The 23121-nt window shown below is 50.4% G+C and carries 23 protein-coding genes; 19 read left to right on the top strand and 4 right to left on the bottom strand.

The window, feature by feature from the left end; genetic code table 11:
• Positions 1-453: 453 nt before the first annotated feature.
• The 4 genes from ACO5GU_RS06730 to ACO5GU_RS06715 all read left to right on the top strand — a co-directional run bounded on the left by ACO5GU_RS06730 (position 454) and on the right by ACO5GU_RS06715 (position 4429).
• Entirely contained in the window at positions 454-768 is a 315-nt protein-coding gene (locus ACO5GU_RS06730; protein WP_484930537.1) for a hypothetical protein, read from the top strand.
• 209 nt (positions 769-977) lie between these two features.
• Positions 978-3044, top strand: coding sequence for an Sgo0707 family adhesin (locus ACO5GU_RS06725; protein ID WP_484930535.1), 2067 nt, complete (start codon positions 978-980; stop codon positions 3042-3044).
• 323 nt (positions 3045-3367) lie between these two features.
• On the top strand, positions 3368-3814 hold the full coding sequence (locus ACO5GU_RS06720) for a LytTR family DNA-binding domain-containing protein (RefSeq protein WP_484930534.1): 447 nt from the start codon (positions 3368-3370) through the stop codon (positions 3812-3814).
• Positions 3815-3913: 99 nt separating this feature from the next.
• Entirely contained in the window at positions 3914-4429 is a 516-nt protein-coding gene (locus tag ACO5GU_RS06715; protein ID WP_484930532.1) for a DUF3021 domain-containing protein, read from the top strand.
• Between the two features lie 365 nt (positions 4430-4794).
• On the opposite strand, the gene ACO5GU_RS06710 is transcribed toward ACO5GU_RS06715, so the two are convergent.
• Positions 4795-5934, bottom strand: a complete 1140-nt coding sequence (locus ACO5GU_RS06710) for a helix-turn-helix domain-containing protein (protein ID WP_484930530.1) — start codon at positions 5932-5934, stop codon at positions 4795-4797.
• A gap of 350 nt (positions 5935-6284) precedes the next feature.
• Between ACO5GU_RS06710 and ACO5GU_RS06705 the strand changes: the two genes are divergently transcribed.
• The 3 genes from ACO5GU_RS06705 to ACO5GU_RS06695 all read left to right on the top strand — a co-directional run bounded on the left by ACO5GU_RS06705 (position 6285) and on the right by ACO5GU_RS06695 (position 8492).
• The gene (locus ACO5GU_RS06705) at positions 6285-6872 is read left to right on the top strand and encodes a hypothetical protein (RefSeq protein ID WP_484930528.1); all 588 of its coding nucleotides are present in this window, start codon (positions 6285-6287) and stop codon (positions 6870-6872) included.
• A 190-nt stretch (positions 6873-7062) separates the two neighbouring features.
• Positions 7063-8019: a patatin-like phospholipase family protein gene (locus ACO5GU_RS06700; RefSeq protein ID WP_484930526.1), complete on the top strand. Its 957-nt coding sequence runs from the start codon at positions 7063-7065 to the stop codon at positions 8017-8019.
• 77 nt (positions 8020-8096) lie between these two features.
• Complete coding sequence (locus tag ACO5GU_RS06695; RefSeq protein ID WP_475003477.1) at positions 8097-8492, top strand: hypothetical protein; 396 nt, start codon at positions 8097-8099, stop codon at positions 8490-8492.
• A 387-nt stretch (positions 8493-8879) separates the two neighbouring features.
• Here the strand turns inward: ACO5GU_RS06695 and pfkB are convergent, their stop codons facing one another.
• The gene (pfkB, locus tag ACO5GU_RS06690; RefSeq protein WP_484930524.1) at positions 8880-9818 is read right to left on the bottom strand and encodes a 1-phosphofructokinase; all 939 of its coding nucleotides are present in this window, start codon (positions 9816-9818) and stop codon (positions 8880-8882) included.
• 249 nt (positions 9819-10067) lie between these two features.
• A complete protein-coding gene (locus ACO5GU_RS06685) occupies positions 10068-11093 on the bottom strand; it encodes an alpha/beta hydrolase (RefSeq protein WP_484930522.1) in 1026 nt (341 codons plus the stop codon).
• Positions 11094-11425: 332 nt separating this feature from the next.
• On the opposite strand from ACO5GU_RS06685, the gene rplM reads away from it, so the two are divergent.
• The 10 genes from rplM (at position 11426) to ACO5GU_RS06635 (ending at position 20343) form a co-directional block, all read left to right on the top strand.
• Positions 11426-11866, top strand: a complete 441-nt coding sequence (rplM, locus tag ACO5GU_RS06680; protein ID WP_484801051.1) for a 50S ribosomal protein L13 — start codon at positions 11426-11428, stop codon at positions 11864-11866.
• A 3-nt stretch (positions 11867-11869) separates the two neighbouring features.
• Positions 11870-12265, top strand: a complete 396-nt coding sequence (gene rpsI / locus ACO5GU_RS06675) for a 30S ribosomal protein S9 (RefSeq protein WP_484801052.1) — start codon at positions 11870-11872, stop codon at positions 12263-12265.
• A 228-nt stretch (positions 12266-12493) separates the two neighbouring features.
• On the top strand, positions 12494-13837 hold the full coding sequence (glmM, locus tag ACO5GU_RS06670) for a phosphoglucosamine mutase (protein ID WP_484924146.1): 1344 nt from the start codon (positions 12494-12496) through the stop codon (positions 13835-13837).
• Positions 13838-13861: 24 nt separating this feature from the next.
• On the top strand, positions 13862-14392 hold the full coding sequence (gene acpS, locus ACO5GU_RS06665) for a holo-ACP synthase (RefSeq protein WP_035431588.1): 531 nt from the start codon (positions 13862-13864) through the stop codon (positions 14390-14392).
• Positions 14393-14395: 3 nt separating this feature from the next.
• Positions 14396-16021 (top strand): bifunctional ADP-dependent NAD(P)H-hydrate dehydratase/NAD(P)H-hydrate epimerase, encoded by a 1626-nt coding sequence (locus ACO5GU_RS06660; protein ID WP_035428794.1) that lies wholly within the window; start codon positions 14396-14398, stop codon positions 16019-16021.
• Between the two features lie 9 nt (positions 16022-16030).
• A complete protein-coding gene (alr, locus tag ACO5GU_RS06655) occupies positions 16031-17185 on the top strand; it encodes an alanine racemase (RefSeq protein WP_484930519.1) in 1155 nt (384 codons plus the stop codon).
• The gene (locus tag ACO5GU_RS06650; protein ID WP_484930517.1) at positions 17185-17850 is read left to right on the top strand and encodes a uracil-DNA glycosylase; all 666 of its coding nucleotides are present in this window, start codon (positions 17185-17187) and stop codon (positions 17848-17850) included. The genes alr and ACO5GU_RS06650 overlap by 1 nt, the downstream gene beginning before the upstream one ends.
• 82 nt (positions 17851-17932) lie before the next feature.
• A complete protein-coding gene (gene tsaE / locus ACO5GU_RS06645) occupies positions 17933-18430 on the top strand; it encodes a tRNA (adenosine(37)-N6)-threonylcarbamoyltransferase complex ATPase subunit type 1 TsaE (RefSeq protein WP_484875774.1) in 498 nt (165 codons plus the stop codon).
• Positions 18431-18609: 179 nt separating this feature from the next.
• Complete coding sequence (locus tag ACO5GU_RS06640) at positions 18610-19419, top strand: LPXTG cell wall anchor domain-containing protein (protein ID WP_484930515.1); 810 nt, start codon at positions 18610-18612, stop codon at positions 19417-19419.
• 30 nt (positions 19420-19449) lie between these two features.
• Positions 19450-20343 carry a hypothetical protein gene (locus ACO5GU_RS06635; RefSeq protein ID WP_484930514.1) on the top strand — a complete coding sequence of 298 codons (894 nt, stop codon included), beginning with the start codon at positions 19450-19452 and terminating at the stop codon, positions 20341-20343.
• Positions 20344-20451: 108 nt separating this feature from the next.
• On the opposite strand, the gene ACO5GU_RS06630 is transcribed toward ACO5GU_RS06635, so the two are convergent.
• On the bottom strand, positions 20452-21051 hold the full coding sequence (locus ACO5GU_RS06630) for a hypothetical protein (RefSeq protein WP_484930512.1): 600 nt from the start codon (positions 21049-21051) through the stop codon (positions 20452-20454).
• Between the two features lie 135 nt (positions 21052-21186).
• Between ACO5GU_RS06630 and ACO5GU_RS06625 the strand changes: the two genes are divergently transcribed.
• Positions 21187-22134: a hypothetical protein gene (locus ACO5GU_RS06625; protein ID WP_484930510.1), complete on the top strand. Its 948-nt coding sequence runs from the start codon at positions 21187-21189 to the stop codon at positions 22132-22134.
• Positions 22135-22181: 47 nt separating this feature from the next.
• Positions 22182-23117: a hypothetical protein gene (locus ACO5GU_RS06620; RefSeq protein ID WP_484875768.1), complete on the top strand. Its 936-nt coding sequence runs from the start codon at positions 22182-22184 to the stop codon at positions 23115-23117.
• Positions 23118-23121: the final 4 nt, after the last annotated feature.

Here is a 23121-nt window from a genome sequence, read left to right as displayed (position 1 = left end):
AGCGTCGGCTTTTAGGCCTGGCGCACAAAATAGCGCAGTTTTGGTAGGTTCTGCTGAAGAATTGACATGTTCCTAATCAAGATAGCCAGTCAGCCAGGCGGTCTCACTGACCGATATACATTTCTATGTATAAACTTTATTTAATATGCTGAATAATGAATAGGAATATATAAAGAATTTAACTATAGGTAAATTCTGTATCTACGGAACACACCTAAGTCGGATATTCTGCTCAATTGTGGGCATTTTACACACCTAATGACGATAATCTGCATGATTGAGGTATTTTCAGCGTAATGTATACGTCTTTTTAACAGATTATCCGACTTAGGTGTGTTTTGAACTGCCTCCCATTTCTCGTGTCCAAGAAATGGGAGGCAGTTCACTGCGGGCTCTCTTATTGGGCTTCTCGTCGCTTTGCTTTACTATAGCCACATAAGGAGATGATGCGACATGAATAAAGCGGCTCAAGTAATCAAGAACCTTTCACAGGGATTTTTAATTTCAGGTATTTTAAGTGCGCTTATGGGTGCATACTACCTGTTCGCTAAGGCAGGGCTTCCTCTGCAAGATCCTCCGCTGGCGCTCAAAATTCAATACGAGATTGACTTTGGCGTTGGCGAGAAAATGCTTATGTTAGGTCTAACCTGCCTGTTTATCGGCTGCGTCGGCTATACCGTTGCGTGGATTTGCTCCAAGACAGAGAAAGTTCAAGAGCCAGATAATCACCAAGCTGGTAGACCTTCTCGCCCTAATGAGGCAAATTGAAGTGCGATGGCCTGAATTCATATTCGCAAGCAGCAGATGCGGTGCGGATACAAAAATTTGAACTATTTTCAAAACAGTACTGTCCATGCAAACTGTACTATTCATCAGCCAAATTCACTTTTTATGTGAATACTAATTTCTCATATGTTTTGGCTATCAATTTGTAAGAAAATATAGATGTAATATGCACATCTTTTTGAGGGGCCATCATGAAAAAAGGTTTTCTTAAGAGAATCTCAGTCTTTCTCACCATGGTTGTGGCATGCCTGTTTATGTCTATTAACACAGCTCAGGCACTTGATCGCCAGAAAGACGATAGTGATCTTACCCAGATCAATATTTACCAGTTCACGCTGACCAGAGACAACATGACTGTTCTCTCGCAGGGAACTGGCGTTAAGCGTGTAGAGATTCCTGCTTCTGATACAGGCAGACTGCCCTCAACAGCTTTTGTTGTTCAGCCAACTAAAGACGGTTCCAACCAGCAGTATAACCAGCCGCTTTCTCTGAAGTTCTCTAACGCTGGTACTGTTGATGGCAAGGACGTTGACGTCTATGTCACCATCAACTCTCTGGACCTTACCCTCAAGAACGCCAACGCAGATTACAACAACCCTAATAAGACTGACGTTGCATTTTTGACCGTTGATGAGAACTGGGGAACTAAGTCCTTCCAGATTATGGACTACATTGACGTGAACCACCCCAGCTATACTGCTGATATGTTCAGGTCCTATGCAATCAACGCAAACGTAACAGTAGAGCTTAAGTACACCGATGGCACCCCTTGTGACCTCAAGCTTGTTATGCAGCCAAGCGATATTGACGTTGTCGGTGATACTGGCGCAAACGAGACCTTCTCTCTTATTAATGCCAATAGCACCATCGATAGCATTGTTATGAATAACAGGAACATTCTTGTTGAGAGCACAAGCGGCAACAATATTACTTGGAATCCTGTTCGTGGTACCTCTGGTCCTGATCAGGAGAAGAACCTTGCAGGCTTTGCTGTTAAGTCCAAGTCAAACAGCATGACATTTGAGTCAACTAGTGCAGCTACCAGCGGCAGCCTTTTTGGTGTGTACACTGAGGCAATTACTCCAGCTCCTGTAAAGGCCGTTGATCCAGAGCAGGCTCCTGCTAAGGCTGGAGAAACCATTACGTATACCGGCACCTTTACGCTGCCAAAGCAGGGTATTGATACCATCGGCAAGATTAAGTCGATGAGCATGGTTGACACCTTTGACGAGCGCCTTGATTTCCAGAGCCTTACCGTAAGCTTTGACGGCCAGACCCTGACCGAAGGTACTGACTATACCGTTTCTGTTGACGGCCAGAAGGTTACGGTCAACATCAAGGATCACCTGCTCACCAAGGCAAATGGCGGCAAGAAGTTTGTTATTACCTATAAGACTGTTACCAACAGCAAGGTAGAGACTGATGGCTCCAACATTGATAACGAGCTCACACAGGTTGTCGACGGAAACGTTGCTCACTCCAACAAGGTAACCACTGAGCTTCTGTACGAGAAGACTCACGAGTTTGTAAGCGGTACTCCTAACAGGGAGCTTCCTCAGGAGGTCTTGGACCTGCTTCCTGGTAAGCAGACTAGAATTCCTAACGGCACCACCGTTACCCCTGATCAGCCTCTTGGTGGTGTTACTCGCGTAGAGACTCCAGATGGAACGTGGATGTTTATCGGTTACGATCACGATTCCGAGGTCATTGATCACAAAAACGCTCACTTCATTGGCGTTTGGGTAGTTCTGCCTCAGCCAAAGAAGGATGTTCTGGACGGTCAGGGCAACTCTATCGACGGCAACAAGGTAACTGCTGGTCAGGTGCTCACGTACTCCGTTACCTACACCAACACCACCAACACCGCTCGCGATGTCACCATCACCGATGTCATCCCAGAGCACACAACTTACGTTGATGGCTCCGCTGATAACGGCGGCACCTACGACCCAGCTACGCGCACCGTAACTTGGACTCAGAATGTTGCTTCGGGCGACACGCTCACCGTAACCTTCCAGGTCAAGGTCAACAAGGGCGAGAAAAACGTCACAGTTGTAAACACTGCCCACGTCAGCGATGGTCTTATCGACACAGATACCAATACCACCACCAACCCTGTTGTCCCTAAGCCTCGCAAGTCCCGCACTCCTTATACCGGCGACGATGCATTGCAGAACACACTGATGTTTGCTATTGCAGGCGGCGCAGCAGTTCTCTTTGCGTTGGGCACACTCAAGCTTCACGCAGCTAAGAACTAAGCTGCGGCACTAGCACACAGTGATTCCAAGCCGCTCTCATTTTGAGGGCGGCTTTTTGTGTAGACGTTTGTAAGCGTGCACGCTTGTGAGCGCGTGCACTCGTGAGCTCAGGCGCGCGCAAAGCGTCGTTCAAGCGCAAGAACGGCGCCCGAAGCGCAAAGAGTGCACTTCACACGCCAGTTAGTGCATTTGAGTGACACGAGATCCCACATAAGAGATGCAACCGTTATTCTAAAGATGCCTTAAGGCAAGGAGACAAGCGGACACAGTTCCGCTACAGCAAGAAACGAAACGTTTGGTCAAGTAAGTTGTTTGGAAGTGCCATGGAAATTCGTGTAGTTGAAGAAAAGGGTCGCGCGCAAATCGAAGTGACCATCTTGAGCGGCCCCGATGACCCGCGCGTTTCGGGAATTGTTCGTCAGCTCCAGATGGTTGACGGAAAGATGACTGGATACGTTCCCGGTACCATCAACAGGCGCGTCGTTCTTCTCGCGGATGTGTCATGGATCCAAACGGACGGCAACGTGACGCTGATTAACCTGGTAAACGGCGAGACGCTGGAAAGCTCCAACCGCTTGACCGAGCTCGAGGATGCTCTCAAAGACACGGCTTTTGTGCGCACTTCTCGACAGGAACTGGTCAACTTGGATCAGGTTACGGGCATCAAACCCGCAGGTTCCGGCCGCATGTTGCTATCACTTGGCGAGAAAACCCTTGTTGCTTCAAGAAAGTATGCTGCCGAAATCAAACGACGCATTGGAATTGTGTAAGGGGTAGAGGGTTTTCTCGCGCATCGCTCCCGGTGCCGAGCGCCAAACACCACTCGAACCACACTTTAACAGCAGTTTTATCCCAGAGAAGGGAACATCATGGAACGCAACGAATCACAAAACTGGCAAGGAATTGAGCGAGAGACTCAGCAAGAATTTGATGAGGGACTCAATAAAACAGCAGGTCAAATTATGTGCAAAGGCATTTCTTCTGGAGCACTATGTTTTACCGGCATCTCGCTTGTGTATGGCGTCATTGCGCTGGCAATCAATTATGGGGACAAGCAGAATAACATCACGCTTCTTACTCTGATTGCCGCGGGTGTGTGCTCAGGTGTTTACCAGCAGATTTGGTTCAACTATCAGCCTCTGATTACCAAGCTTAGCTACCTTCAGAGGTTTCTTGGCTTTAACGTTTGCCTGTTCCCAACGCTTGTTGCGATGGCACTCATTGGTGGATGGGTTCCTAATATGGCACAGGCGTGGATGTCATTTACCGCACTATACCTGGTCATTCTTCTGGTTACAACCTTGGTCTTCAATGCTATTTTCAAGAAAGAGGAGCAGAAATATAAGGCTGCTTTCGAGAAGTATCAGGCATCTCGTCGCGTATAAAGTTTCAACTGATTCTGTACCGTCCGCCGCGCGCCTGATTTCTACAAAGAATCTGTGTCCCAAACACAGATTCTTTGCATTTTTCAGGCAGACTTTTAGTGACGTGACTTTGTATCCAGGTGTGGTTTCATGGGCGTTTACGTGGAGCCTGATTTTCTCGCCATGTCTGAACGATTGGCCGGAAAAGTTCACCAAGTCTGAGCAATTTGCCGGTTTTCCCCGCCATGTCTGAGCTGTTTTACTCAGACATGATGCGTTTTTCAGGCTCAAAAGAACCTTCGCCGAACCGCACGCGCAAGAGCTCGGCCTGTCGAGAAGACCGCGCTCTTGCGAGTCGCACCTGACCGCCGCATGCTGGCAAGCACTTACTTTTTCTTCAGAGCGTTCAGGATGCTGATGATGATGTGGTAGAGGAGCGCGGAAACAGGCCAGATAATCCAGGAACTTTTCCAGTCCTTGGTGATGAAGCTATAGCCCACGTACAGCAAGGTAATGGTGCCAAAATACGCCCTGGCAATTGGCCTGTACTTCAATGCTGCGGATTTGGAGTCTCTCTTGTTGCTTTTCTCGTCGTGAGAGAAATCGCCTTCCTGAAGAAGAACCCTGTAGCCATCTCTAAGAATTCCCGAGTAAACCAGCAGGTAAACGCCAAGAGAGACGAGAATTGCTGCCACGAAGAAACCAAGAGCAAAGGTGAGGCCAGTCCCATAGTACGAGGCAATAAGGAAGGGGATTGCGCTCAGGATGGTAAGGCAGACGCCGGCAGCCTGTTGCACGTATCGCAACGATTCTGTGGACTCGGCGCGCCTACGAACGGCAGCCTCGACACCATACTGGAGCTCGAGAGAGGCCTCCTTGAGCTGCTTAAACTTCGCGAGCTTCATGTCCTGGAGAATCAGCAGGCCAACGCCCGCAGCAATGAAGAGCATCATGATGCAAATGCCTGCGATACCCATCGCATCTGGAGAAATGTGCATCGGATCAAAGTAAAGCGCGTCTTCGCTGTATGTTGCAAGCGAGACAAGAAGCGCGGGCCCCAGGATAAAGAGGGTAATTGCACCTGCCGTGGGGCGAGAAGTTCGTGCGATTGCATCCAGGTATTCGGTGGCTGTGTCGAGAGAAACGCTGAGCTTCGGTGCCACAGTTTTGCTGGTAGATGCGTTGTCAGTGGAAGATTCGCCAACGGTGCCGCCGTCAGTGCTGTCCGTGGTGCTGTCTGCGGTGCTTGCGGCAGCGGGATCCGAAGGGCCACCCTGCCCCGAAGAGGCCGCATAATCAGCAGCTATGGCAGTAGCAGGCAGCTCTTCAAGCTCGTCTTTGAGCAGGTAGTCTGTGGAAACACCAAAGAGCTCGCTTATGGCCATAATCTTTTGAATATCAGGCATGGAAGCCATGGACTCCCATTTAGAAACTGACTGTCTCGAAACGCCAAGCTGTTGTGCAAGCTCTTCTTGTGACCAACCATTACGCTTTCTGAGACTCATGATTTTCTCGCTCAGTAACATGGCTGTTCCTTTCTGTTGGTGATGTGGTGGGATTCACATGTGATAGCTATTACTCTAAAAATTGCCTCGATTGCACACCACCAAGTTGAGTTGGAAATTTGTCAACTCTGAGTTGCGTAATAGTTTACCTGCAGAAATGTTATCAGACTTTGGAAAATTAGTTTTAAAAGTCATTTAAAATTTTCGTGCGTTCGCGGAATATGTCGATCAGACGCGACATTTGTTCAGCATGTCTATGATAGTATCTGCTCACGGAGAAATTAAATAATCCATATCAGAAAGGAATGCGCTAAAAAATTTTGTGCTTCTTGGCGTTGGGCCCGGCGCATAAATTTTGGCGTAAAAGCCACATGAAGAATTTAAAGGTCTGTATCGCTTCATCTGTTCTTGCAGCCGCATTGGCACTTGCTCCAACATTTGCGCTTGCAGAAGACACAACTCCTGCTCCTACAAGCGCCACTGGAGTTACTGCTACAGCTGCAACTCCAACCAGAGAGCAGCTTATGGACCCAACGGTTAATCCATACGCCCCTGAGGACGCATACTTTCTGCCTGATGTTACTAACCCAATTCCAGACGGATTTATGGTTGGCAATGCTGACGGCGTAGTCATTGTCGATAACGGCGATGGCACTGTTACCGTTAAGGGACACTGGACTCCTGCGCTCGATTTTGACGAGGTCATTGAGGTTGAGTTTGTTCGCATTCCAGATCCAACGCCTACACCCACTCCTACTCCAGATCCAACTCCAGCTCCAACCCCTGATCCAGAGCCAGCTCCAGCACCAGAGCCAGAGCCTACACCAGCTCCTGCACCAACACCAGAGAAGAAGTCCACTCTTCCTGCAACTGGTGTCGCAGACGTTGTTATTCCAGCTTCTGTTCTTGCAGTAAGCGGTCTTGGTTTTGTTGCTGTTTCTCGTAAGGTCCGCAAGTAGGGGAAGAGCCTGCGACGCTGGCCGCGGCAACTTCGACGCCGACCGCGTTGCAAAGCCAAAGGGTTTCTCGCCAGAAGAATATAACATGCATGTAAAGTGCCCGAGATTCGGGCACTTTTTTGTGCGGAAACCGATTGAGCGGCCAGGCGGAAATTGGGTACACTCTGAATAACGAAATTCGGAGGTTGTTATGGAAGACCAGCAGCAGAAATTCTCGCAGGACGGTGGCGTGGAGCAGGAGTCGGTGCACCCATCTTCAACTGCGCTTATTCTAGAAGGCGGCAGTTATCGAGGCATTTTTACTGCTGGAATTCTTGATGTGCTTCGCGAGAAGGGCGTCACTAACTTTGAGAGCGTGTGGGGAGTTTCCGCGGGCGCTATCAACGCCGTGAGCTTCAGGTCCAAGCAGATGGGCCGCGCCATGCGCATCATGCTGGCCTTTAGGGATGACCCTCGCTTTCTTTCGATTCGCTCGTTGATCACTACTGGCGACATCGCGGGCGCGGATTTTATGTTCGATGAGATCCAAAACCATTTGGACCCCTGCGATAACGAGGCATTCAATCAAAATCCCATGCAGATGTACGTGGTGGCGTCCGACGTTACGTTTGGCACGTCGGCGTATCTGCACGTAAAAAAGTTCCCGGAAGACGTGACTATGGTCCGAGCGTCCGCGTCGATGCCAACGGTTTCTCGCATGGTTGAGCTGGACGGACATCGTTATTTGGACGGCGGAACAACTGATTCAATTCCGTTTGCGGCGGCGCTTGGTTTGCCCGACGGTAAAGCGGAACGCGCGGTTGACATTCCCGACCACAAGCCGGCAAAGAAAGCGCTGGTCATTATCACGCAAGATAGGGATTTCGTAAAAACCGACGTTAACGAGCAGATCGCTATCCGCTCGCAGCTCTACTCCGCGTATCCATACTTTGAAGCCGCATTGGCTTCTCGCGCCGAGCGCTACATGGATCAGCGCAAACAGCTTTTTGAGTTGGAAGAAGAGGGTAGAGTGTTGGTACTTCTACCTCCTGAGCCAGTTGAAGTTAAAGTTAACGAGAAGTCCGGTGAAGCCCTACTGTCTCTGTACCTGACAGGTCGCAAAGTTGCACTTGAGCGTCTCGAAGAGATTAAAAGTTTTATCGAGTAGGTCGCGCGAGCTAGCGCTCGCGCGACCTGCGCAGGACCCGCAAGTTGACACGAAAAGAGTTTGTTTTGAAGACGCCAATGAACAAGTTTTTGAAGGTAATGTTTGCGCTGGTTATCGTTGCGATGACCGGTGCGGCAATTCTGCAGATCGTCGCTCCCGAGTACATGGGAAGCAACGCCGCTTATGGCATTTCGACCGGATGGCAGCGAGAGATTGGTTTTTGGAATCTCGCGGTACTCATCATTTTGGTCACCACTTGCTTCCACTACGATTGGGTCTATCTACGTGCGATTTTGCTCGCGCTGATTCTGGGTGGCATTGGAATTGGAACCAACCACTTCATCCATTTTTTGAACGCTCACGAGTCGGTAAATTTGGTTGGTGCTATCGAGAATTACGTTCTTGCAGTTGGCTGGATGGTTGGCTGGAAACTTGAATGTAACCGCAGAAAAGTCGAAGGCGCTTCCGAGTAACTGCGGAAAGGTCGCGAGCGTTTTGCACGACGGCGCTACGAGCGAGACGTTATGCCCGCGACGTTATGCGCGCCTGATTTTCTCGTCATGTCTGAACGATTTGCCGGAAAAGTGCTCCATGTCTGAGTGGTTTTGCCTGATTTTCTCGCCATGTCTGAGCTGTTTTACTCAGACGTGATGTAGTTTTCAGGCTCAAAATTTAGGGTCAAAGCGCCTATCTTTCACGCGCCTGATTTTGTCAAAGAATCTGTAAATTTTGCCTAAAAATGCAAAAGAATCTGTGGATTTGCCTGATTTCTGTAAAGAATCTGTGCCTCAAATACAGATTCTTTGCACTTTTTAGGCGCATATTGCTAGACTGGCTCGCCTGGCGAGAAACCCCGCGCGCTAGCGCAGGCGCGTGAGCTGCACTTTCTCGATAAGCGAATCCACAACCGAGCGCTCCGCCGCCTGAGTTCCGCTCTCCATGACGTTTGCGGCGCCCGTGGCCATAGCCAGTCGCAGCGCGTCTTCTGTCGAGAGACCCTGTGCATCTGCAAAGGCAAGCGCCGCCACAACGGAGTCACCAGCACCGACAGTGCTTCCTACCTGGACTTTTACTGGACCTGCATACCAAACCTCGTCGGCCGTGGCGTAGACGGCGCCGTTGCCGCCCATGGAAACGCAGACCGTGTCGATGCCACCAGCAACAATTTCGGATGCGGCAGCGGCAATCGCGTCCACGTCGGCAAGCTCACGGCCAAGCATGGCGGAGAGCTCGTGGTCGTTTGGCTTGGTGAAGTACGGCTTCTGCTCAAGACCAGCTGAGAGCGCTGCGCCGTCAGCGTCCAGGTATACCTTCAACCCGGCGTCGCGCAAAGCACGAGTCCAGCGGCCATACGTATCAGCAGCAGCTCCGCGGGGGAGACTGCCGGAGAGAACCACAATGTCGCCAGCGGAAGTCTTGGCAATCAAGTCAGCAAGTGCCTGGTCAAGCGTGGTGTCGGTGACCTCGGGACCAGGCTCGTTGATGTCGGTATTGGTGCCGCCCTCAGTATCAACGACCTTCAGGTTGGTACGCGTTTCGCCAGGAACGGAAATCGCTTGGACCTTGATGTTATTCTCGACAAGCGTGTCAGCGATCCATTTGCCGGTTTGACCTGCAAGGACGGCGATGGCGGTAGACTTTCCGCCCAGCTTAGCGATAACCTTGGAGACGTTGATGCCCTTACCGCCAGCGTCTCGCCTGAGCCACGTGATGCGATTCACCTGGTCAACGGCAAAGTTTGGCACCTGGACGGTCTTGTCCAGAGCGGGGTTGAGCGTGACGGTGTAGATGCTGGGCATAGTCGCTCCTCGGTTTGCGGCGCCGCAGTCGGCGCTTGAGTAGCACCGCCAGGCGGCGCAAGTTATCTACGCTGATAATACTTCAGTTTCGGCAAAAAAGTAACCGCGGACAGCGTTGTTACGCGCATGTCCGCGGTCTTTTCTGGCGAGAAACCCGGCGCACTCGCGGCTCGCCTTGGACCCGCGGCCCGGTGGCGCACACGCCGCTCGCCCTGCGCCGCCCCGCGCTGCCCGGCGCGCCGTCAGCGCTTACTTGCTGTCAGCGCTCTTGAACTGGTCGAGCGCCCAAGCGTACGCAGTTGGAGCAACCCTGGACCAGTACTTCCAGTTGTGGTTGTCGCCGGAGTCGCGCTGGTAGTCAACGTTGATACCAGCATTTTTGAGCTGCTCAACAAAGGCGTCGACGTCAGCAACAGGTACTACGCCGTCGTCGGAAGTTGTTGCCACAAAGAACGAAACCTGACTTGGATCAACCTCACCAAGATACTGGGTTGGGAATAGCTGCTTGTACAGATCCCATGACCAGCTGGTGGTTCCGTCGCTAAAGGCGTGCTGAGACGTGTAAATAAAGTTGTCGTCAGCAAGTGTGGTCCAAACAGAAGGCGAGAGCAAAATGCCCTTGCTAAAGTAATCGGAGTGGTGCAAAACAAATCGTGCCGCACCATAACCGCCCATAGAAATGCCGCCGATTGCGTGATCTTTGCGATCTTTTGACACGCGATACGTGCTCTCAATGTAAGGTACCAGGTCGTTCATGATGGCAGATTCCATCTTGAGGCCGCGATCAGCGGAGTCAATGTAGAAGCTGTTAAAGCCGTCGACAAAGACTACGATAGCTCCTTGACCAGCGGTTTGAATGGCCTCGTCAAGCATGGCTGATGAATCAAAGCGCTCCAGCAGATTGCGATGATTGCCGTACAGACCATGCAGCATGTAAATAACAGGATAGGTTTTATCGGGATTGGACTCGTAGTCTGCAGGCAGGTAGACGTCATAGTTCCAGTCCAAGCCAAGGGTTGGCGAGTAGAACGATGTAGCCTTAACCGTACCTTTAGGAGCTTCGTCTTTCTGCGCCTCCGTTTGAGCGGTTGAGCTGCCCTGAGCGTTCTCAGAAGCGGCTGGTGAGCAACCATAAAATGGAATCACCAGCAAAAGCGCCGCAAACAGAGCAAGCGAGGTGCTCAGAACAACATGGTTCTTGAAGCGGGTTTTAAGCTGGCCGCCCAGCAACACAATGTTCCGGTGCAAACGTGCGACAAAATCTGTGTCACGCATTGTTTCCTCCTGACGTTGTAGCTTTGACCTTGGTGTAAACATACGAGCACGCCCGCACTTCTCGCCCTATGAAATAAAAAGTCGAAACAAAATGCATCGCACAGCAGGCCAAGTGGTTGTTCTTGTGCTGTGGACGGCTTTGCAATGTGGAGAAACCCGTCAAATTTGAACGAATTGTTGCATTCGTGAAGCAACAAAAATTCCCGCGTACAACTGCTAAAGAGTGGAGTATACTTTTAAGGCTTTTCCACAGAGCCCCGTAATCTCTGACAAGAAAAAGCATCGATGACCCGTCCAGGGGTTATCAACTCGTAATTCGTAGGAGGAGTCAAGTGAAGAAGTCGACTCAGTTCGCCAAGGCTGGCGAAGTCGAGCGCAAGTGGGTGCTCATCGACGCTGAGGGCGCAACGCTCGGTCGTCTGGCTACAAAGGCTGCCATGATTCTTCGTGGTAAGACCAAGCCACAGTACACCCCAAACGCTGATACTGGTGACTTTGTTGTCATCATCAATGCAGACAAGATCGTCCTTACTGGTGTTAAGGCTGATCACAAGGAGTATTGGCGTCACTCCGGCTACCTTGGTGGCTTGAAGATCACTTCCTTCAAGGAAGAGATGGAGAAGCACCCAGAGCGTGTTGTTGAGCACGCAGTCAAGGGTATGCTTCCTAAGACCACTCTTGGTCGCAAGCAGGGTATGAAGCTTAAGGTTTACGCCGGCGCTGAGCACCCACATGCTGCACAGAATCCCGTCAAGATTGAGCTGGAGGGCTAAACGATGGCAGATAACACCGCTGTTTACACCGGCACCGGCCGTCGTAAAGAGGCCGTCGCTCGTGTTCGTCTTGTTCCTGGAACTGGTAAGGTTACCGTTAACGGCCGCGAGGCAGTCCAGTATTTTGGTCGCCAGCAGCTCGTAGATAACGCAACCGCACCTCTCCGCATTACCGATACCCTTGAGCGCTTTGACGTCTTCGCAAACTGCGATGGCGGCGGCATCAATGGTCAGTCCGGCGCACTTCGCCTGGGCATCGCTCGCGCTCTTCTTGAGGCTGGCGAGTATCGTGATGACCTTAAGAAGGCCGGCTACCTCACCCGCGATTCTCGTGCGGTCGAGCGTAAGAAGTACGGTCTGAAGAAGGCTCGTAAGCGTCCTCAGTTCTCCAAGCGCTAAGGCCGCTGGACTCAAAAAAGTCCTCACAAAGAGACCTGTTGTATATCGGCAGGTCTCTTTTTTGTATACTTTTAAATGGTTGCATTTTGCATATGTGCGCAACCGTTTTAGTCCGCACGTTCTTCTCGCCATCTGGCGAGAAGCCCCACCTGTCGAGTAGTTCGCTGGCGCTTCGCGCGCACGTTGCTCTCCACCCGACAACACCACATTCGCAGCTAGGAGACGCTTATGAAGTACTTTGGAACCGACGGCTTTAGAGGCCGTGCAAACGAGGGTCTGAACGTCGATCACGCATACAAAATTGGCCGCTTCATTGGCTGGTATTACGGAGCTAAGCAGGCTCGCAAGGCTCGCATCATTATTGGTAAGGATACCCGCAGGTCAAGCTATATGTTTGAGTCCGCGCTTGTCTCGGGCCTGGTTGCTTCTGGCGCTGACGCGTACATGCTGCACGTTATTCCTACGCCTGGCGTCAGCTACGAGGTAGTTGACGGTGGCTTTGACTGCGGTGTCATGATTACCGCATCTCACAATCCGTTTACCGATAACGGCATCAAGCTGGTCAACAAAGACGGCTACAAGATGGACGAGGACGTCCTTGAGCAGGTAGAGGCCTATATTGACGGCGAGTTTGACGTTCCTCTGGCAACCGGTGACAGCATTGGCCGCACGGTTGATTACATGCAGGGCCGCAACCGCTACATCTCCAGCCTTATTGCTAGCTGCGGTTTTAGCCTCCAGGGCCTGAAGATTGGCCTGGATTGTGCAAACGGCGCAGCTTCTAGTGTTGCTCGCCCTGTCTTTGACGCCCTGGGTGCTGAGACGCATGTTATCAACAACGCTCCAAACGGCCTCAACATTAATGTTGATTGCGGTTCTACCCACATTGACCAGCTGCAGCGTTTTGTAGTTCAGAACGGCCTTGACGTGGGCTTTGCCTACGACGGCGATGCTGACCGCTGTCTGGCAGTTGACGAGCGTGGTCACGTGGTTGACGGAGACCTGATTCTCTACGTCTGCGGCACCTACCTCAACAAGTATGGTCGCCTGGCTAAGCAGACCGTGGTCACTACCGTCATGAGTAACTTTGGCCTGTTCAAAGCATTTGACGACGCTGGCCTTTCTTACGAGAAGACCAACGTGGGCGATAAGTACGTCTACGCTTGCATGAACGAGAACGAGTACAGCCTGGGCGGCGAGCAGAGCGGTCACATCATTTTTGGTGACCTTGCAAAGACCGGCGACGGCATCCTGACCAGTCTCCGTATTATGGAGGTCTTACGAGCAGAGCGCGAGAAACTCTCTGAGCTGACTCGTCCCGTTACACTATATCCACAGCAGTTGGTTAACGTCCGCGTCACCGACAAAGAGGCCGCTATGCAGTCTCCTAAGGTCAACGATGCAGTTGCAGCTGCCGAGAAGTTCCTTGAGGGCAATGGTCGCGTGTTGGTCCGCGCTTCCGGAACAGAGCCTCTGGTGCGCGTTCTTGCAGAAGCTCCAACCGATGAGCTCTGCCAGCAGGCAAACCAGATTGTGCTTGACGCACTTGAGGAGTATAGGCTCAGCGCTTAAGCGCAGATAGATCCAGGGGATACGATGGCACTGGCAGGAATAGGTGTAGATATGCTTGAGATTGCCCGCATGCAGCAGGCAATTGAGAGACGCCCTCACTTTATTCGCCGCATGTTCACCGATGCCGAGCGTGCGTATTGTGAGCGCACTGCTCGTCCTGCGGAGCACTATGCTGCTCGATTTGCGGCAAGAGAAGCCGTGCTCAAAGCCTTAGGAACGGGATTCTCGTCTGGTATTGGTTTTCAGGATGTGTCTGTTGAGAGAGATCAGCTGGGCAGGCCACAGGCTCGTCTAGCGGGCAAGGCTGCACAGATTGCGGCCGAGCAGGGCGTGCAGGAGATTGCGCTTTCTATCTCGTACACCAGAGACGTGGCGGTAGCCAATGCGGTTGCGGTGACCAACGCCGTAAAACCCAAGGTAGATCAAAAGGAAGATGCTGCCCAAGAGCTGGCACGTTCGTTCAAAGAAGCTCGTTCTGTGTTGGATGAGCTTGAGCGCGTGCAAGAACCTATAATTGAGACAACCTTTGATGATGTTGTTAAATCCGAGGAGTAAGTTATGCAGCCGGTACTAAATGTTGAGGACATCAAGCGTGTAGAGATTGCGCTGACACGCGTGGGCGTGAGCGTTTCCGAGCTCATGCACCGTGCAGGTTACGCTGCTGCTCAAGAGGCCCTTGGCATGGGAGGGGACATCTCTAATGTTGTCATCCTCGTAGGTCTTGGCAATAACGGTGGAGATGGCTGGGTGGCAGCAGAAGCGCTGCGCTCTAGAAACTGCAACGTTAAGGTAGTCACTCCGCTTGAGCCTGATCAGATTTCCGGCGATCTTGCACGTCAGATGGCGCAGCGCGCCGTTCGCGCGGGAGTTTCCGTGCTTGTCGGCCCTTCTCGCCAGGAGCTGATTGATCTGCTGGCAACGGCTGACGTGGTGCTTGATTGCATGCTGGGCACCGGCTTCCACGGCAAGGTTCGTGCTCCGTTTGATATTTGGATTGAGTGTCTGAATCAGTCTGGCGCTCGCGTGCTTTCCGTTGACGTTCCCAGTGGCCTTTCTGCGCAGAAGGGTCAGGTAGAAAGCGCGTGTGTTGTCGCTGACGTTACCGTTACCATGATTGCGCTCAAGCCCGGCCTTATTGCCGATGCAGGCCGCGACGTTTGCGGCTCCATTGTTGTGGCTCCTCTGGCCGAGCAGACTGAGCGTCTGGTTGTTGAGGCAGATCCTGTTGCCTGGCGCGTTGACCTGGAAGATTATCTTGCTTCTGTTCCTGCCCAGCTTAACGACTGCGATAAATACTCTCGTGGCTCCGTATTGGTGGTTGGTGGCTCAAGCCGCTTCCCTGGAGCTGCTGTTTTTGCTGCTAAGGCGGCTGCTCGTGCGGGTGCTGGCTACGTTACGCTGGCAGTTCCTGAGGCCATTGTCAGCTGCGTTCAGATGATGTTGCCAGAGGTTCCCGTTATTGGCCTCCCGTGCGACGCTGAGGGCGTGTTTACCGAGGAAGCAGCTCCACTGGTGCTGCAGCTTGCCGCCATGCGCACCGTTACGCTGGTTGGCCCTGGCATGCGCGTCTCTGGCGGAACCGTCAAGGTTACCTCCGCGCTGCTTGACTCTGAGTTGCCCGTTATTGTTGACGCCGACGCGCTCAACTGCATTGCTCGCCTCACTAATAACAATCTCCCAGATTTCCCCGAGCTCACTCGTCGTACCGCTCCGCTTATCATGACGCCGCATCGTCGCGAGCTTGGTCGCCTGGTCAACCAGGTAGATAATCCTCCTGCAAGTCTGGTGGGTCAGCTTGAGGCTGCTCGCAAGATTGTCTGGGCAGACGGTGGCTCTGAGCTGGTCATTGTTGCTAAGGGAACCGCAACTGGCTGCGTTGGTGTCCAGAAAGCCGTGCTGCCAAAGCCTGGTCCCGTAACGCTGGCAACTGCTGGCTCTGGCGACGTTCTTGCTGGTACTATTGCTGGCCGCTTGGCTCAGGTTGCTGGTCAAGTTGATGACCTGCCAACCTTCTGCTCACTTGCCTGTGAGGTTCACGCATACGCAGGTCAGCTAGCTGCCGAGAAGTTCGGTGTACGCGGAGCTATGGCTGGTGACATCTGTGACGTTATTGGCCTTGCTTCCGACGCACTTGAGGAGCAGATTGCATTCCCTATGGCAGACTTTGAAGAAGCTGCGGAGTAGGTGAGCCTGATGTCGGCATATCCCCAGGATAGATGGGCTTGGATAGAGATTGATCTTTCTGCCGTCCGCCACAATGTAAAGGCGTTTAAGGCCCAGCTTAACCGCGGTGTCAAAATGATGTGTGTGGTTAAGGCTGACGCATACGGTCACGGTGCTGCTCAGTGCGCTAAAGCCATGCAGTCCGTGGGTGCTGATCAGTTTGCCGTTGCAACAGTCGATGAGGGTGTTGAACTGCGCTGTTCCGGTATTGATAACCCCATTCTGGTGCTTTCTGAGCCGCCGGTTACTTCCATCCCAGACCTCGTTCGCTTTGACATTATGCCTTCCGTCTACACGGTTGACTTTGCCCTTGCGTATGGCGAGGCTTCTGCCGCAGCTAACAAGGTTGGCCGCTATCACCTGGTTATTGATACCGGTATGACCCGTATTGGCGTCAGGCGAGAAGATCTTCTTGAGGTACGCGGCTCTATTGATTTCCACAGGGGTCTTGAATGTGCTGGCACGTTTACGCATTTTGCCACGGCCGACGTGCTCGACAACTGGGACTTTGACCTGCAGGTTAATCGCTTTATTGAAGCGGTTACGGCACTCAAAAACGCAGGCTATGAGCTGGGCTTGGTTCACGCTGATAACACCCCTGGCACGGTTCTGCACAAAGACATTCAGTTTGATATGGTCCGCGTGGGCATTGGTCTGTACGGACTTCACCCAAGTAAACTCACCATTCCCCGCATTGACCTGCAGCCCGTTATGAGCGTGCGCGGTCGCGTGACGCGCGTGGTCTATCCAGCTGTTGGCGACGGCGTTAGTTACGGTATGACGTGGCGTGTTCCTCGCAATAACATCCAGGTAGCTACCGTGCCTATTGGCTACGCCGACGGACTTGCACGTTGCCTCTCTAATCGGATGGATGTTTTGACGCGCGGAGATCGTGTTCGCCAGGTGGGCAACATCTGCATGGATCAGTTTATGATTGCTGTTGATACCGCAGGTACACACGCTAATAAGCCTGCACACGAAATTCGCCATGGTGACGTGGTTACTCTCATTGGCAAAGACGGCGACCAAGAGATCACCGCAGATGAGATGGCTGATCTTCGCGAGACCATCAATTACGAGGTAGTTTGCAACTTTGGTGCGCGCCTCGATAAGGTGTACATCTAATGGCAGCAACTCCTGCTTCTCCTAAAAACGCTTTAGGCAGAAAGCGCATGTCAAATGACGAATATGCGAAAATCGCATATTCTAAACAAGCAGGTAAGACGCTTGACGAGATTCGTGAGCAGATAGCTGACTGTAAGAAGTGTCCGCTTTGGGAAACGCGCACTAACATTGTGTTTGGTGGCCCAAATCCCACGGCTCGCATTATGATTGTGGGAGAAGCTCCTGGTAAAAACGAGGATCTAAGCGGTCAACCTTTCGTGGGCGTGTCGGGCAAAAAGCTTGATGCACTGTTAGAAGAAGTTGGCTTTTCTCGCCAGGATGTTTTTATCTCTAACGTGGTCAAATGCCGACCGCCTTCAAACAGAAATCCCAAGGTGGCTGAGGTGGAGGAGTGCTCTCCGTATCTTCGCGACCAGATTCGCGCTATTAAGCCGGACGTTATTGTCTGCCTGGGAAATTTTGCGACGCAGTTTGTCATGCATACCGATAAGGGCGTGACGGAGCTGCGCGGCAAGTTTTACCAGATAGGCGCCTTTAGCGTGCTGCCTACCATGCATCCCGCATCAACTATTTACCGCAAGGAGTGGGCGCAGTTCCTCAAAGATGACCTGCGACTTCTTGCTGATTGGCTTGAGGAACACCCTCGAGGAGGCTCTTGTGACTAACCTTTCTACCAGCGCAAATAATACTGCCGTAAACAACGCTGCAACAAACGACACTGCGGCAAACAACACCGGCACAAACAACCTGCCAGAAAAAACCGCAGCTGACACGTATGTCTCTACTACCACCGAGCAAACTATTGCTCTTGGTCAGATTCTGGGCAAACTTCTGCAAGCGGGAGACGTACTGGTGCTCACGGGAGACCTGGGCGCAGGAAAGACGCAGCTCACTAAGGGCATTGCTGCTGGCATGGGCGTCACGGATGACGTGACCAGCCCAACGTTCACCATCGAGATGGTTTACGAGGGCACAACCATGCCACTCTACCACTTTGACCTGTATCGCTTGAACGATCCCGACCAGCTTGAAGATACCGGCCTGTACGATGCACTTGAGTCTGATGGTCCAACTATCATCGAGTGGGGAGAGCAATTTGCAGAGCAGATTGGCGAGAGAACCCTTGATGTGTATGTTTCTAGGCTATCTGAGGAAGAGCTGGGATCTGACGACGCTGAGCCTCGTCGTGAGGTTCGTTTTATCCCGCAGAATGCTCGCGGAGAAGAAATTATTCAGTCGCTGTAATTGCTGTATCAAAAACGTTTTTATAGCCCAGTTATAGATATTTTAAGAATATCTATAACTGGGTGTTTTGGCAGTATACCTGCGATTTCTTTTCATATATACTTACTAAACCGTTAAAACATGTTCAAAAAAAGAAAAACAATAGTTTTTCTTGAAATACACGAGTTAAGGAATATGAAATGTCAAAGTATTTGCGCAACAACGTAAAGCTGCTCGCAATTTCAGGCATTATGGCAGGTGTGCTGGTTTTCTCGCCAGTACTTTCTGCGTTGGCTCTTGCTGAGGGTACTGAGGTAGCTGAGACACGCGCCACAACTGAGGGCACTGCTACAACCGAGGTAACTACAACAACTGTAGCAACTGAGACGACCGCTGCAGTTGTCGCAACAGATGACGACAGTGATGCAGAGGCTGTTGGATCTTATATGGGTGCCGATGGCATAATGCGTGAAATCCACATTTCAGTCTCAACAGATGGCGGCACTTATAACGGAAAAGATTATATTCCACCAACTATTTCAGATGATTTTAAGAGTGTTTCTTTTAGTAGCAATGTTCAGCGTGAGGGATACACACTGGTAGGTTTTTCAACAGGTTATTTTTCGCAAGAGGAAATAAACAATGCAACACCAGATATGTCGAAACCATATACTATCGATGAGAGTGGCAATGTTCATATGAATTTTGATGATATTGTTGCCTGGAGCATTACCGACAATATTGATACAAACACTATTACGATTCGCTATCATCTAACTACCTTATGGGCACCAAATCCTGAGCCAGAGCCAGAGCCAGAGCCTCAGCCAGAACCAGAGCCAGCGCCTGCACCAGTTGCACCTGCGTCCGATTCAGTCCAGCAGTCACTACCAAGGCGCGAGAAAAGCGTTCTGCCTAACACCGGTGACGCAAGCTCTGTAGCAGGCGTTGTTGCAGCAGCTGGTACTGTACTGACCGCCTTTGGCCTCCGCAAGAAAATGCAGCAGTAAATAGTCGCTTCCTAGTAGAAATAAATCCCCATGTCTAAGTATTTTTACAACAAAACAAAGCTTCTTATTCTTTCTGGTGTTCTTGCAGGAGCATTGGTTTTCTCGCCAGCACTTTCTTCTCTTGTGCTTGCTGAAGGTACGCAGGTAACAGAAGCAACTGCCGCAGCTGAGGCAACCGTCTCGACTGAGTCGTCTGCGGCGACCGAAGCGACCACCGCAGTTGAGACAACCGCGGTGACTGAAGCAGCCACCGCAGCTGAGACGACTGCTACAACCGAAGCAACTACTTCAGCCGAAGCTGCTGCCAGCACCACTTCAACAGATGACAATGGTGCAACTATTGTTCGTTTTTATGATCCTGAAGTTGGTTGGAATACTAGAATTAACCTTGTTGTCGGTGCAAACGGCACTCAATACAATGGAAATAACTATATTCCTGCAACGATTTCAGACGACCATAAGAGCTTCACTTTTGATGGAAATATTCAGCGTGAAGGTTACATATTGGTAGGCTATTCGTCAGAATTGCTTTCAAATGATCAAAGGGATAATGCAACTTCCGACCAGTCGATGCCTTACACCGTTGATGCTAATGGATTTGTTCACGTGAATTTTGCTGATATTACCTCGTGGTCCGTTACCGATGACCTGCGTGATGACACTACAACTTACTATTACTTTTTTGCTCCTCTTTGGGCGCCAAATCCTGAGCCAGAGCCAACACCAGAGCCAGAGCCTCAGCCAGAACCAGAGCCAGTACCTGCGCCAGTCGCTCCCGCTTCCGACGTTTCTGAGCACCCAGCACCAAGGCACGAGAAGAACACTCTACCCAACACTGGTGACACAAGCTTTGTAGCAGGTGCTGTTGCAGCAGCTGGTACTGTACTGACCGTCTTTGGTCTCCGCAAGAGGATGCAGCAGTAAACTGCAGCAAAAGTTTAACTAGAACAAAACGCTCCTAGAAACAGAAGTTCCTAGGAGCGTTCTTTTTAGCAATTTGTGGCTCGCGGTTAAACGAGCCTTTAGGATACGCTAAAAAATATATCCCTTTGCAACAGCCCAGTTCCAGATGCGGTCAGCCTGTACTTCACAGCGCTGCTTAAGTTCAGCAGTGTTAGAACCTGTGAAAGTAACTTGCTGAACAGAAAGAGGAAGGTTATCTGGCTTAGTAATAGTTAAAGTTGCGCTGTTCATAGCCATGCGAGCGGTCTTGTTTGTACCAAGGCGGACCTTAACAGTAAAGTAACCACGAGCAACAGGCCACTCAGTAACTTCTCCGCTATTGGCTGTTCCAGACCTAAATCCGTTTGCATTAGCAATAATGCTATAGCCATTCATAAAGAAACCAGCTGCAATAAGTAGGCCACCAATGGCGCACAAAAGAATTCCTGCAAAAATGGTGCCCTCACCATTTAAATTAAAGAAATTCCAGAGGCCGCCAACAGCAAAAAACGCACCGGCTGCCCAACCAACAAGAGGGCTCGCAGCTCCCTGAGGTTTACCAAAATCAATTACATCGTAAGTAAGAGGAATTGGGGAGGTGTCGTTTTTATCGTAAAGATAAACGTTACCTGGAATTTCCTGTTTTTGAGCGGGTTTTTGTGGTACTTCTGGTGGAGTTGGAAGCGACATAAATCGTCCTCCTTTTAGCTGGTAGAACCGTTCAGGATAAAAGAATTATCCTATTTGAGAGATTTATTGTAACATATTGGATAGTACAGTCTTAAATTTTTTAATTTTGCACCCCACCTATCGAAAGGATGCTTAATGAAAAGACGTCAACTAGCACTGACTTGTGCATTGGTCCTTGCACTTTCATCAGGTGTTGTATTTACTGCGTGTAATTTTAACTTTGGCTTACCATCACCTGAAGAGATTGCAGCTCAGAAGGAAGCAGAAGAGAAGAAAGCTGCTCTTGCTCCTTATGTAGGCATTTGGGAGGCCAAGTCAATTGAGGATGAAAATAAGGGTACAGTCACTGAAGACATGTACAAAGATGTTAGAGATGTTTATCTAGCAATTTATGGCTATGACTTCTCTGACGATGGCACTGGTTTGTTTGTTCGCTTCGGTGCTCAGAAGCCCTTTACCTGGTCTGTTGATGCCGATGGAAAGCTTACTATCACCCTTGCAGGTAATGCCGGAAGCTATACAGCAAGCGTTGATTCTTCAGGCCAGATGACCGTTGAGGGCTCTGATGGTTCTAAAGCCATCCTTACTCAGGTAAGCAAGACCTCAGGTGATTATTCTCATATTAGGTATGAGCCATTTAATCCACTAACAGGAACAGGCAATATTTCTAAAAACAAGTCATCGCATGAAAATAAACTACGCTTTAATATCACCACTGAGCTTGATCAGGTCATTATTGATACCGATGAGCTCTATGTAAGGCTTATTGGCATCGCTTCCCTTAAAGACCTCAAGGGTTTTGAAGGCTATGTCTTTGAGGTTATTAATAGAACTCCTTATACAACCGGCTATCAATTTACTATTCAAGATCCAACCGATGGCTATTGGGCTTATGGATTTAACGTGTTAGAGCCAGGTGAGAGAGTCTATGAATATGTTCTTAATGACCAACGTAGAGATAAGTCACTCTCTGAAGTCACGGATGTAAAAGGCACTCTTGAGTATGACCACTCTAGCAATGGCGCCCTTCATAATGACGAGAAAACCGTGACATTTGATTTGCCTACTGGGCAGAGCAAGTAACAGTTAAGAGTTAGTTTTATATCGCTGCACGTATGGAAGAAGGTCTTATGAAAAAGCGTCAAATGCTGTTAGGATGTCTGCTTGCGCTGGTGCTTTCTGTAAGTGCAGTGCTTAGTGCATGCTCATCAGGGGATAACAGTCCCGCAGGAAACAAAAAGTCTGCTGGTCAGATCGTAGGTGTTTGGGAAGCTTATGACATCTTTGAACCCGGACTAGGAAACCTGAGGGAGGGAGCAGCCTACGACGATTATAAAGAACAGTTCCATGCAATTTATGCTTTCAGCTTTGCTGAGGATGGAACTGGCTTGTTTACTCGCTTTGGCATAATGAAGCCTTTTACCTGGACTGTTGATGCAGAAGGAAAGATTACAGTTACCCTTGAGGGAACTGCGGGTTATTTTACGGGACAGATTGACGCTGAGACTGGCAGGTTAAGGCTCAAGGGCACTGGCTACGATGAGACTGACGCCGAGCTTAAGCAGATTTCAACTACTGCTGGAGACTATGCAAGTGCTACCTATCAGCCATTTGATCAACTTACCAATAAAGGTACCGTACCAACCATGATTAGGTATAACGATCTCAAGTTTAAGAATTTTGAAATAACTCGAGAGGTCAATAAAGTTCTTATCGATACAGATAAGCTGTATATGAATCTGTATGCTATCGCTCAGGTACCGGGAAGCTCTCAAGAAGGTTACGTATTTGAGATTATCAATAAGTGTCCTGAGTCATTTTACGGAGAGTTCTCTCTTGGAGATCTACATGGTCCTCTGAAAGCCTTTGGTCAAGCCTCCTTACAACCTGGTGAGAAGTTCTATTTGTTCGTTCCTAATGTCTCGCAAACACCAGGATCTCTTGTGGCACTTTCTAATCCAAAAGCTACGGTTGATACTATTTACAATGACCCAATAACTAGCGTACTTACTCAGCAAAGGCAGAGATTAGAACTTGATCTAAATATCCCTCCTAAGTCTGAGTAGCAAA

It is taken from the genome of Lancefieldella sp. (genome assembly GCF_057237245.1).
This window is presented reverse-complemented; position numbering and strand designations above follow the sequence as displayed.

Coding starts and splice junctions, on each gene's coding strand:
- ACO5GU_RS06730 (WP_484930537.1), top strand. CDS start 454: ATGAATAAAGCGGCTCAAGTAATCAAGAACCTTTCACAGGGATTTTTA.
- ACO5GU_RS06725 (WP_484930535.1), top strand. CDS start 978: ATGAAAAAAGGTTTTCTTAAGAGAATCTCAGTCTTTCTCACCATGGTT.
- ACO5GU_RS06720 (WP_484930534.1), top strand. CDS start 3,368: ATGGAAATTCGTGTAGTTGAAGAAAAGGGTCGCGCGCAAATCGAAGTG.
- ACO5GU_RS06715 (WP_484930532.1), top strand. CDS start 3,914: ATGGAACGCAACGAATCACAAAACTGGCAAGGAATTGAGCGAGAGACT.
- ACO5GU_RS06710 (WP_484930530.1), bottom strand. CDS start 5,934: ATGTTACTGAGCGAGAAAATCATGAGTCTCAGAAAGCGTAATGGTTGG.
- ACO5GU_RS06705 (WP_484930528.1), top strand. CDS start 6,285: ATGAAGAATTTAAAGGTCTGTATCGCTTCATCTGTTCTTGCAGCCGCA.
- ACO5GU_RS06700 (WP_484930526.1), top strand. CDS start 7,063: ATGGAAGACCAGCAGCAGAAATTCTCGCAGGACGGTGGCGTGGAGCAG.
- ACO5GU_RS06695 (WP_475003477.1), top strand. CDS start 8,097: ATGAACAAGTTTTTGAAGGTAATGTTTGCGCTGGTTATCGTTGCGATG.
- pfkB (WP_484930524.1), bottom strand. CDS start 9,818: ATGCCCAGCATCTACACCGTCACGCTCAACCCCGCTCTGGACAAGACC.
- ACO5GU_RS06685 (WP_484930522.1), bottom strand. CDS start 11,093: ATGCGTGACACAGATTTTGTCGCACGTTTGCACCGGAACATTGTGTTG.
- rpsI (WP_484801052.1), top strand. CDS start 11,870: ATGGCAGATAACACCGCTGTTTACACCGGCACCGGCCGTCGTAAAGAG.
- glmM (WP_484924146.1), top strand. CDS start 12,494: ATGAAGTACTTTGGAACCGACGGCTTTAGAGGCCGTGCAAACGAGGGT.
- acpS (WP_035431588.1), top strand. CDS start 13,862: ATGGCACTGGCAGGAATAGGTGTAGATATGCTTGAGATTGCCCGCATG.
- ACO5GU_RS06660 (WP_035428794.1), top strand. CDS start 14,396: ATGCAGCCGGTACTAAATGTTGAGGACATCAAGCGTGTAGAGATTGCG.
- alr (WP_484930519.1), top strand. CDS start 16,031: ATGTCGGCATATCCCCAGGATAGATGGGCTTGGATAGAGATTGATCTT.
- ACO5GU_RS06650 (WP_484930517.1), top strand. CDS start 17,185: ATGGCAGCAACTCCTGCTTCTCCTAAAAACGCTTTAGGCAGAAAGCGC.
- ACO5GU_RS06640 (WP_484930515.1), top strand. CDS start 18,610: ATGTCAAAGTATTTGCGCAACAACGTAAAGCTGCTCGCAATTTCAGGC.
- ACO5GU_RS06635 (WP_484930514.1), top strand. CDS start 19,450: ATGTCTAAGTATTTTTACAACAAAACAAAGCTTCTTATTCTTTCTGGT.
- ACO5GU_RS06630 (WP_484930512.1), bottom strand. CDS start 21,051: ATGTCGCTTCCAACTCCACCAGAAGTACCACAAAAACCCGCTCAAAAA.
- ACO5GU_RS06625 (WP_484930510.1), top strand. CDS start 21,187: ATGAAAAGACGTCAACTAGCACTGACTTGTGCATTGGTCCTTGCACTT.
- ACO5GU_RS06620 (WP_484875768.1), top strand. CDS start 22,182: ATGAAAAAGCGTCAAATGCTGTTAGGATGTCTGCTTGCGCTGGTGCTT.